This window comes from Bradyrhizobium sp. STM 3843 (assembly GCF_000239815.1).
Lineage (GTDB): Bacteria > Pseudomonadota > Alphaproteobacteria > Rhizobiales > Xanthobacteraceae > Bradyrhizobium.
On sequence record NZ_CAFK01000230.1, the window covers coordinates 1 to 10,527 of the forward strand.

Annotated in this window: 8 protein-coding genes; all 8 read right to left on the reverse strand. The window is 62.6% G+C overall.

The features are described from left to right. Positions 1-479: ABC transporter ATP-binding protein (locus tag BRAS3843_RS24185; protein ID WP_035982603.1), on the reverse strand; the 479-nt coding region annotated here is incomplete at its 3' end. Beyond that, on the reverse strand, positions 472-1,581 hold the full coding sequence (locus tag BRAS3843_RS24190; RefSeq protein ID WP_008971709.1) for an ABC transporter ATP-binding protein: 1,110 nt from the start codon (positions 1,579-1,581) through the stop codon (positions 472-474). The genes BRAS3843_RS24185 and BRAS3843_RS24190, both read right to left, overlap by 8 nt. 3 nt (positions 1,582-1,584) lie before the next feature. Continuing rightward, positions 1,585-1,803 (reverse strand): hypothetical protein, encoded by a 219-nt coding sequence (locus BRAS3843_RS24195; protein ID WP_008971710.1) that lies wholly within the window; start codon positions 1,801-1,803, stop codon positions 1,585-1,587. Then, a complete protein-coding gene (locus BRAS3843_RS24200; RefSeq protein ID WP_008971711.1) occupies positions 1,800-2,756 on the reverse strand; it encodes a carbohydrate ABC transporter permease in 957 nt (318 codons plus the stop codon). The genes BRAS3843_RS24195 and BRAS3843_RS24200 overlap by 4 nt, the downstream gene beginning before the upstream one ends. Further along, entirely contained in the window at positions 2,753-3,712 is a 960-nt protein-coding gene (locus tag BRAS3843_RS24205) for a sugar ABC transporter permease (RefSeq protein ID WP_008971712.1), read from the reverse strand. Before BRAS3843_RS24205 ends, BRAS3843_RS24200 begins: the two co-directional genes overlap by 4 nt. 112 nt (positions 3,713-3,824) lie before the next feature. Then, positions 3,825-5,156, reverse strand: a complete 1,332-nt coding sequence (locus BRAS3843_RS24210) for an ABC transporter substrate-binding protein (protein WP_008971713.1) — start codon at positions 5,154-5,156, stop codon at positions 3,825-3,827. A 367-nt stretch (positions 5,157-5,523) separates the two neighbouring features. Then, entirely contained in the window at positions 5,524-6,951 is a 1,428-nt protein-coding gene (locus tag BRAS3843_RS24215) for an MATE family efflux transporter (protein WP_035982605.1), read from the reverse strand. Between the two features lie 56 nt (positions 6,952-7,007). Continuing rightward, positions 7,008-10,527: condensation domain-containing protein (locus tag BRAS3843_RS24220; RefSeq protein ID WP_139024959.1), on the reverse strand; the 3,520-nt coding region annotated here is incomplete at its 5' end.

A 10,527-nucleotide genomic window follows, 5' to 3' on the forward strand; every position in this document is an offset into this window, starting at 1 on the left:
TCCAAGAGCGCGATGGCGGGACGACGCACCAGCGCCCGGCCGATCGCCACGCGCTGCATCTGGCCGCCGGATAGCTGGGTTGCGCGGCTGGCGAGCTTGTCCTCGATGCGCAGCATCGCGGCGACCTGGCCGATGATGCGCTTGATCTCAGCCTCCGGCGTCCGGCGCACTGGCGAGCGCAGGGGGAAGGCGAGATTGTCGTAAACGCTCAGGTGGGGATACAGCGAATATTGCTGAAACACGAAGGTCACGTCGCGCACAGCCGGCGTCGACCGCGTGTGATCAATGCCGCCGATCGTCACGCTGCCGCTATCCGGGGTTTCGAGACCGGCAACTAGCCGCAGCGTCGTGGTCTTGCCGGCACCGGTCGGCCCCAGCAACACCACAAGTTCGCCGTCGCCGATCGTCAGCGACAGATCGTTTACCGCCTGCCTGGCGCCGAACGACTTGGCAACCGATTTGAGCCTTGTCTCAGCCACGCCGCCCTCCTCTCTCCGGCTGTTCGTGCAACGCCGTACGGATCGCGCGACCCGTGACACCATTGAACAGCGAGAGCCGGTCCGCACGGAACGACATCCCGACGCGCTCGGAGCGCTCGACGCGGACAGAGGTCGGCAGGCGCGCCTTCACCGTGCCATGCGCGGTCGTGATGGTCACGATCTGCGTGGTTCCGAGATATTCCGTGCCGAACACCTCGCCGCGGAAGCCGCCGTCGTCGCAGAGAGTCACCTGCTCCGGCCGCACGCCGAGCACCAGATCCTCCGTCGTCGCATCCTCCCGCAATTGCGGAACGTCGATTTCGGCCCGGTCGATCGTCACCTGCGTTGCACCGGAGGCAACACGACCGGAACAGCGGATGAAGTTCATCGGCGGCGAGCCGATGAAGTCGGCGACGAACATGGTCGCCGGCCGATCGTAGATCTCCTGTGGGCTGCCGAGCTGCTCGACAACACCATTGTTCATCACCGCGATCTTGTCGGCCATCGACATCGCCTCAAGCTGATCGTGGGTGACGAATACCGTGGTGGCCTTGAGCCGGTCGTGCAACGCCCGCAGCTCGCCGCACATGATGTGACGGAATTCGGCATCAAGCGCGCCGAGCGGCTCATCCATCAGGAACGCCTTTGGCTCGCGCACGATAGCGCGGCCAAGCGCAACGCGCTGCCTGTCGCCGCCCGACAATCCGCCGACGGGATGATCAAGCAGCTGATCGATGCGCAGGATGCGAGCGGCCTCCTCGACGCGCCGCCTGATCTCGGCCCTCGGCAAGCCGATCGAGACCAGGGGAAAGGCGATGTTCTTGCGCACATTCATATGCGGATAGAGCGCGAACAGCTGGAAGACCATCGCAATGTCGCGCTCGCGCGCACGGAGAAAGGTGACGTCCTCGCCGCCAAGCCTGATCGTGCCTGATGTCGGCAGCTCCAAGCCCGCGATCATCCGCAAGGTCGTCGTCTTGCCGCAGCCGGAGGGGCCGAGCAGGCAGAAGAACTCGCCGTCGGCGATCGTGAAGCTTGTGCCACGCACGGCAGCAAAGCCGCCGAACTGCTTCACGAGATTGTCGATCCGGATCTCGGCCATGGCTCAATCCGGAAATTTGGAAACGATGGTGAACATCACGATGCCGATCAGCGTGGTGACAAAAGAATAAGTGTAGAGCACAAGCGCGAAGGGCTGCAGCAGCATCAGCACACCGGCCACAATCAAGGCCGTGGCGAGGCTCTCCATCGGGCCGCGACGCAACAGGCGCGGCCAGCGCGAGCGTCCGATCGGCAAGCTATGTCCCTGGATCATCCGGCTCATTTACGCACCGCTCCGAATGTGATGCCGCGCAGCAGGTGCTTACGCAGCAGCACCGTGAAAACGACGATGGGGATGAGGAATAGCGTCGTACCAGCTGCGACCGCCGGCCAATCCTGGCCGCCCTCACCGATGATGATGGGAATGAAGGGCGGCGCCGTTTGTGCCGAACCGGAGGTCAGCAACACCGCGAAGGCGTATTCGTTCCAGGCGAAGATCAGACAGAAGATGGCAGTCGCGACGATGCCCGTGGTCGCCTGCGGCAGCACGACCTTGAAGAAGGCCTGCAACCGCGTATAGCCGTCGACCATCGCGGCATCCTCATATTCACGCGGAATCTCGTCGATGAACCCTTTCAGCAGCCATACCGCGAGCGAGATGTTGACCGAGGTATAGAGCAGGATCATGCCGAGCTTGGTGTCGGACAGCCCGAGTTCGCGATACATCAGGTAAATCGGAATGGCGACTGCGATCGGCGGCATCATCCGGGTCGACAGGATGAAGAACAGCAGGTCATCCTTGAGCGGTATCTTGAATCGGGAGAACGCGTAAGCCGCGAGGGTGCCGAGTCCGACCGACAGCGCCGTCGAGCCAAAGGCGATCACCAGCGAGTTGATATAGCGCGGAATGTAGTTTGACGGCCCCGCCACCACCATGTTGCGACCGCGCGAAATGCGGTCGCAGAGATTGGCTGCGGGCGGCAGTTTCGCCATATAATCAGGCGCCTGCCGAGTCCGCGTCGTAAATAGGTTGCAATAGCCTTCGAGCGTCGGTGCGGCGAAGATCTTCGGCGGATAGGCGATCGCGTCCGACGGCGACTTGAAACCAGTCAGAAAGATCCACACCAGCGGAACGAGTGTGATCAGCGCATAGCCGATCACGACCACAGACGCGATCCGCTTGGTCAGCGGCGACGGATCGACCACGGAATGGGCTGTTGCGAGGCCAGCGGTCATCGGCTTTTCACCCGGTTGAGCGCCTTCACGTAAATGTTGGCAAGGCCAAAGACGGTGACAAACAGGATGATCGCGAACGCGGACGAATAGCCCGTGCGCCACTTCTCGAATGCCTCCCGCTTCAGCGTGATCGAGGCGACTTCCGTGGTCGAGCCGGGTCCGCCACCGGTCAGCAGATTGACCATGTCGAACATCTTGAAGTTCTCGATGCCGCGGAACAGCACCGCCAGCATGATGAAGGGCAGCGCCATCGGCAAGGTGATCGACCAGAACTGGCGCCAGGGCGAGGCGCGGTCCACCTCGGCGGCCTCATAGATGTAATCGGGAATGGAGCGGAGACCGGCAAGGCAGATCAGCATCACGTAAGGCGTCCACATCCAGCTGTCGACGATCACGATCGCCCATGGCGCGAGCGGTACCTGGGCCAGCATCTGAAATGAGGACGGCGGCACGCCAGTCATGGCCGCGACGACATAGTTGAACAGGCCGATCTGCGGCTGATACAGGAAGGTCCAGAAATTGCCGACCACAGCCGGCGACAGCATCATGGGCAAGAGGATCAGTGTGGTCCACAGCCCGTGGCCGCGGAACTTCTTGTCAATGAGCCAGGCGAGCGTAAACCCGAGCACGGTCTGGATCAGCATGGTCCAGAACACGAACCGCGCCGTGACCGTCATGGCCGCCCAGACATCCGGATCGGTGAGGATCGACTGGTAGTTGGATAGCCCGACATTGAGCACAGGCGCATTGGGCCGGTTGGCGCGATAGTTGGTGAAGGAGAGCCAGATCGTCCAGATCAGGGGAAAGATGTTGATCGCCAGCAGCAGCAGCATCGTTGGCGTGATGAAGACCCAGGCGATCGCGCGTTCGGACAGGCCATGGACGCGCCGTGCCAGCGACGGCGGGGTCACCAGCGCCGCCCGATCGATCAGGCTCAATCCGGTTTGCTCGGTCATGGCGCAGTCTTTTTTCAGCTAGCCGGGTCTGGGAGGAGTGCCGGCAAGCCTCGGGCTTGCCGGCCAGCTGTTGACGACGGATCGTCGCGAGATAAGCCCGTCGCGATCCGCACTAAATCTTGCCGTCCTCCTTGAACACCTTGGTCCAGTCGGAGATCAGGCCGTCGAGCGCACCTTTCGCCGTGCCCTGATCGGCGACGACGTAGTCGTGAACGCGCTTCTGCATTGCCAGCAGAAGCTGGGCGTAGGACGGTTCGGCCCAGAAGTCGACCACCTGGTCCATCGCGACGAGGAAGTCGGCGGCGAAGGGCGCGGTGTTCTTGAAGTTCGGATCGTTCAAGACGCCCTTGTGGCAGCTATAGCCGCCGAGCGCCCACCATTTCTTCTGGGTATCGAGCGCAGCGAACCACTTGATATAAGCAAGCGCCTCGGCGCGGTTCGGCGAATAGGCCACCACCGAAATGCCCTGCCCACCGAGTTGCGAGCCCTTCTCCTTCTGCTGCGGATTGACGAAGAAGCCGATCTTGTCTCCGCCGACGTTCGGGTCCTTGTAGAGGCCGGGGAAGAAGGCGAACCAGTTCATCTGCAGCGCCACCTGTCCCGACTTGAAGGCGTCGAGGCCTTCCTGCATATAGCCGTTGGAATAGCCCGGCGGGGTGCAGCATTTGTAAAGCGCCTTGTAGAACTCCAATCCCTTCACAGCATCGTCGGAGTTGACGAAACCCTGCATATCATAGGGCTTGGCGGGGTTCTGATATTTGAATCCGAACGGATAGAGCGCGTTGGTCACACCCATGGTGATGCCTTCTGAACCGCGCTCGGTGAAGATGGCTGCGCCATAGACCGTCTTGCCGTCGATCACGCGGTTCTGGAAGAATTCGGCAATATCCTTCAGCTCCATCTGCGTTTTCGGCACGTCGAGGTCGCGGCCATACTTCTTCTTGAACTCCTCCTTCAATTCGGGCCGTGAGAACCAGTCCTTGCGGTAGGTCCAGCCATTGGCGTCGCCCATTGCCGGCAACGCCCAGTAGTTCGGCGTTCCCTTCGGCCATTCGGCGTAGCCGAGCACGGTGGCCGGCATGAAGTCGGAGATCTTGATACCTTCCTTGTCGAAGAAGTCGTTGAGCTTGACGTATTGGCCGTTCTCAGCGGCGCCGCCGATCCATTGCGAGTCGCCGATCATGAGATCGCACAGCTTGCCCTTGGAGTTGAGCTCGTTGAGCATGCGATCGGCGAAGTTCGGCCACGGCACGAACTCGAACTTCATGTTCACACCGGTCTTGGCGGTGAAGTCCTTCGACAATTCGACCAGCGCGTTCGCAGGGTCCCAGGCCGCCCAACAGAGCGTAATGGTCTTCCCTTCCGCGCGCGCCGATGCCGACGCGCACAGCGCCATCCCGGCAGCAACAGCCGCCGTGAGTGCAAAATTCCGCAGCACTTTCATCTGGCTCTCCCTCCCTGTTTGCGCCGCCCCCATTTTCGTTGAGTTGCGGCAGATGCCTGGTGGGCGGACGATCGGACGTGCCTCGTTGGGTCACGACGCGCCGCTCTGCATTTCCTCGATCACTCCCGGATCAATTGTCCGAGTTAAGTATTTTGTTTAGTAGACTTGGCATTACTAAACAAGTCAAGCACGATTTCTCGTGCTGCAGCGCAGGATGTTTAGTGCGCGGGAGCTCACGACGTGTTGGCGGAGGACGAGAGTCCCTCCCGCGCGCGGTGCTAATTCTTTTCAATGGGGTGGCGCTGACGGCGGCGCCCGCTGATCGCAGAGCACCGACTTGGGGCCCCAACAGAAATGCCGTCGATCGCTATGGTACGCGCGGACCCGTCACCCCGTGGGTTCGACGTCTCCACACCAATCCAAAATATGCGACTTGAGCGATCAAAGCGGCGACGAATCCTGCGGGATAGCCCATCCAGACCCCTTCAAGTCCGACGGAGCGGGACAGCAAGTAGGCCGCCGGCAATTGCACCAGCCATATCCCGGCCAGGACAATCACTGTGGGCCAGACCACCGTTCCGGTCGAGCGCATGATTCCGGCCAGCACGTCGTTGATTCCCACGACCACATAGCTCCACAGCACGATCAGCAGCGCCCGTTCGGCAATCGCCAAAGTCGCGGGATCGACCACGAACCACGAGAGAATGGCGGTCGAAAATACGCCGATCACGATCACTGTGGGAATTCCGACCAGCATGTCCAGCACAATTCCGATGCGCGTGACTGCGCCCAAGCGGTCGGACTTGCGTGCACCGATCGCCTGCGCAGCAAAGACGGTCGCAGCGAGCCCGACAGCTTGCATGGGCGCCAGCAGATATCCGACCACTTGGTTGACGGCACCATAGGCCGCAGTCGCGCCGGATCCAAACGGGTTGATCAGCGTGACCATTGCGACTTCCGACAGGGAGGTCACTGCGGTCTGAATCCCGCTGGGCACGCCAATGCCGAAAAACGGCGCGGCGATGTTTCGATTGATCCGAAGCTGGCGAATGAGCTCCCGGTCGAGCGCCATGGGATGCCGCCGCTGCTGCAAATAGGCGACGAGGACCGGAAGCGATACCGCGCAAGCGATGAGGCTGGCCCATGGAGCGCTGGTCACACCGACCTGCGGCAACCCGAACCACCCCTGGATCAAGGCCGGCGTCAGCACCAGCGTGAGGCCGATATACAGGGTCATCAGCAGCAGCGGGGTCTGCGCATCGCCAGTACCGCGCAGAAGGAACGTATACGCAAAGAGCAATGTCAGGGCCGGCAACGAGACGAACGTCACGCGCGCGTAGTCGATGGCCGGCGACATGATGTCTGACGGTGTCGCCATGATGGCGAGCAGCTCGGGAGAGACGAGGTAACCCACGATTGCGATCGCAATGCTGAGCAAAGCGCAGACAGAGAGGGTGGTTCCGGTAACGCTTTTGACCTGAAGCGCGTCGCCAGCGCCATGGGCGCGCGCGACCAGCACGATGCCGCCAGAGATCAGCCCGATCAGAAAAGAGACGAGCAGAAAGAACACCGGAAAGAAGGCGGAAGCGACGGCAAGCGCCGATCGTCCGAGAAGCTGCCCAAAATAGATGGCGGTGATGGTGCCGGACAGCAATTGCAGCGCGGCGCTTGCGGTCTGCGGGATCGCAAACCGCACCATCTCCCGCCATAGCGGCACCTCGCTGCTCGAACCCGATCGCTCGGCGGCCGGTTGCGGCGCTGGTCGGGCGTCGAGCCGCGCATCGTCGGCTCGCATCCGCGGCGTACCCGGCAAGCGGACACGTCGCGCGCGCCTTGACGTGCCGTTCGGCATCATACCGGCTCAGTCTGATCGACCCTCGCCGTTGGCTCGCTTCGTCTTGCGCTTACAGGCGTCGCACGGCCTGGAGGTTCCTGCCAGTGCGAGCCTAGCCGTTGCTCGGGATCGGCCGCGATTGCCATGAGACATTCGACGACATCGTCCAACAGGCATTTCACTGCAGTGGCATCAAAGCGTCGCGGGCTGAAGATCAGCCGGAAACTCATCCGCGTGCCGGGCGCGATCACCAGGCATAACGGAAAATCGATGCCGGCCTCGAAGCTGCCGGTTGCAGCAATGCTGATGTCATCCGGCGCGACGGCCGCGCTGCTGGCAAGCGAGCTCCCGGTCGGATAATTTTCGAAGATGACGACCGCCTCGAACAGCGCCTGGTCGGCTGGCGCACCGATCCAGCGTTGGATCTCCTGCAGCGGGCATCGATCGTGGGCTTGCTCCTCCACCTGCCGCGCCTGCAAATCGGCGAGCCAATCCGTCACATGCGTGGCCGGATCGATCTGAACCCGCCGTGGCAGAATGTTGGTGCATAGCCCGAGGATCTGTTCGACGCCTGGCAATTCGCCCGGCCTGACGGCGGTCGTCATCCCGAACACGATTTCGCCGCCGCTCTTCGCATGGCGCGCAAGAGCCAAAGTCCATGCGCCCTGAACCAACGTATTCAGGGTCAGGTGGCGGGATTGTGCAGCGGACTGAAGCCGAGCCGTCAGCCGCTCCAAGAGCGTCACGCGATGCTCTCCGGCCGTGTCCGCAGGGGCGGCGGGGTTTCCTTGTGGTAAGTTGAGGCGATACGGCAACGCCCCACCTTCCAGGCGGTCGAGCCAGAAAGCCCGGCTCGCCGTTCGATCCACCGAGGCCAGCCAGGCGAGATAGTCGCGATAAGATCGCGGTGCGGACAGGACTCGCCGACCTCGACGAGCGGCAAGATAGAGCTCCATGAACTCGCGCAGCATTGGCACGATCGACCATCCGTCCAGCAGCAGATGATGAAAGCTCAGGACCAGCGTGTGGCGCGCAGGCGCGTGCCGCAGCAAGGAGGCGCGGAGCACGTCTCCTGCAGCAAGGTCGAAGCCCTGCTTGCGATCCTCGCCGAGAAACTCCTGCAGATGATGATCAATGAGGTCAGCCGCGAGCGACGACCAGTCTGCGGCGCTCCACGGCGGCTTCGCACACCGTCGCACGATCTGCACGGGCTCACCTTGGTCACTCGGAAACGCGACGCGCAACACAGGGTGTCGGGCCGCCAATTCGAACCAAGCGGCTTCCAAGGCAGCACGATCGAGTTCGCCCTCCAGCCTCAGCCAGATCTGCTCGTGATAAGCGACACTGTCCGGCGACCGCTGCGCATGCGCGAGCATGATGTGCTGCATCGGCCCGAGCGGCCAGATATCTTCGATGTCAGCATAGCGCTGCTGTAAGCTCGCAAGCCGCACCTCCTCGAGCCGAACCAAAGGGAAGTCGGACGGCGTGAACTCTCCGAAGGAACGTTCGGAGCAATGGCGGATCAGGCCACGGAGCACGGCCGTGAAGCGGTCAGCCAAATCGGCGATCGACGCGCGATCATGCGCTGCCGGCCACCAGCGCCACTCCAGGCGCAAGCCGCCGCCGCTCACGAGCGATACCACTTCGAGCAGATGGTCCCTGCCCCGCTCCGGCGCGATCTGTGCGCCGGCGCTCTCGCCTGCGAGACGCCAGCCCGTCTCGCTGTTCTCATCGAAACGTCCGAGATAGTTGAAGCTGATCGAAGCCCGTGGTGGCAACGATCGCAGAACACGCGCGGTCCGCGGGTTGAGATAGCGCAACAATCCCCAGCCGATACCACCACGCGGCACCTGACGAAGGTGCTCCTTGATGCGCTTCAGCGCGGTGCCGGCAGCCGGTCCGCCTTCCTTGAGCTCGGCGATGTCCAGCTGTCCTGCATCGAGCCGCAGGGGAAACATGGTCGTGAACCAACCGACGGTCCGTGACAGATCAACCGCCGCAAACAGGTCTTCGCGACCGTGACCTTCGAGATCGACGAGCGTTGCCGTTCCGGTATCACCTCGGGCCGTGCGCCAATCCGTCAAAGCAACAGCGAGTGCCGTGAGCAAGGCGTCGTTGATACGGCTATGATAGGCTTTCGGCACCATAGTCAGCAGCGCATCGGTCTCGTCGACAGACAATTCGGTCGTCAAGCCTTCGGTTTCACCATAGGTCGCGCAACGCGAATCGACGACGCGGTCGACAGGGAATTCCGGCGCGTCACGGCAGGCTCCAGCCCAGAAGTCCCGTTCGTTCAAGACCTCCGCTGATTGGGCGTGGCTCGCAAGCCGCGTGGCCCAGGACGGAAACGAGGCGGTTTTGTCCGGCAGCGTAATGGTCTCATGGCGTTCGAGTTGATCATAGCCCGCCATGAGATCCTCGATCAAAATCCGCCAAGACACACCATCGACGACGAGGTGGTGAATGACGAGCAGAAGGCGGCCGGGCGTCTCGACGCCGAAATCGAACCAGGCAGCAACGGCCAGCCGGCCCGCGACGGGATCGAGACTTTGCTGAAGCGTGGTCGCAGCAATCTGCAACTGCGCGATCCGTGCGTCGGGGGCGAGCTCCGCTAGGTCAAAATGCGCGAGCGTCACGGGGACTTCGTCGACAGTCGACAGCTCCTGCCGCCAGCCGGTCGCGTCTCGGACAAACCGGCTGCGCAGCATGTCGTGATGGATGAGAAGGGATGCGAGCGCACGTTCGAGCCGCGGCCGCTTGATATCTGCAGGTACTTCGAGCAGGACTGACTGATTGAAGTGCTTGACCGGTCCGCTCTGTTCGAAGAACCAGTGCTGAATGGGAGTGAGAGGAGCACAGCGCGGCGCGCTGTCGACATCGGCGATGATTTGCGACCGATCCGCCACTTGGGCCAGCGTCGCGACCGTCTGATATTGGAAGATCTGCCGCGGCGTGATCGCCACCCCCACCCCTCGCGCACGCGCCACAAGCTGCATGGATTGGATCGAGTCACCGCCGAGTTCGAAGAAGTTGTCGTTGATGCCGACGCGGTCGAGACCGAGGACCTCGGCGAACAGCCCGGCCAGCACGGCCTCGACCGGATTGCGCGGCGGCTGATCGTCGGCCTCGCGATTGCGGTCTGGCGCCGGCAGCGCGTTGCGGTCGAGCTTGCCGTTCGGCGACAGCGGCAGGTGGTCGAGCCTGACGATCGTCGATGGCACCATGTAGTCCGGCAGCAGTTGCTGCAGGTGCCGCCGCAGCTCGCTGATGTCGGTCGGCGCTTCCGGATGCACCACCACATAGGCGACCAGGCGCTTGCCGCCGCCATCCTCCCGGATCACCGCTGCAGCCTGGGCAACGCCTTCCTGTGCCGCAAGTGCTGCCTCGATCTCACCAAGCTCGATGCGGAAGCCCCGCAGCTTCACCTGCGTATCAAGCCGCCCCAAAAACTCCAGCGCGCCATCGTCGCGCCAGCGCACCAGATCTCCGGTGCGATAGAGTCGTTCACCTGCTGCGAACGGATTCGGCACGAACCGC

Bases quoted from the DNA above. Each gene is read 5' to 3' on its own strand.
- BRAS3843_RS24190 (WP_008971709.1), bottom strand. From the start codon at position 1,581: ATGGCCGAGATCCGGATCGACAATCTCGTGAAGCAGTTCGGCGGCTTT.
- BRAS3843_RS24195 (WP_008971710.1), bottom strand. From the start codon at position 1,803: ATGAGCCGGATGATCCAGGGACATAGCTTGCCGATCGGACGCTCGCGC.
- BRAS3843_RS24200 (WP_008971711.1), bottom strand. From the start codon at position 2,756: ATGACCGCTGGCCTCGCAACAGCCCATTCCGTGGTCGATCCGTCGCCG.
- BRAS3843_RS24205 (WP_008971712.1), bottom strand. From the start codon at position 3,712: ATGACCGAGCAAACCGGATTGAGCCTGATCGATCGGGCGGCGCTGGTG.
- BRAS3843_RS24210 (WP_008971713.1), bottom strand. From the start codon at position 5,156: ATGAAAGTGCTGCGGAATTTTGCACTCACGGCGGCTGTTGCTGCCGGG.
- BRAS3843_RS24215 (WP_035982605.1), bottom strand. From the start codon at position 6,951: ATGCGAGCCGACGATGCGCGGCTCGACGCCCGACCAGCGCCGCAACCG.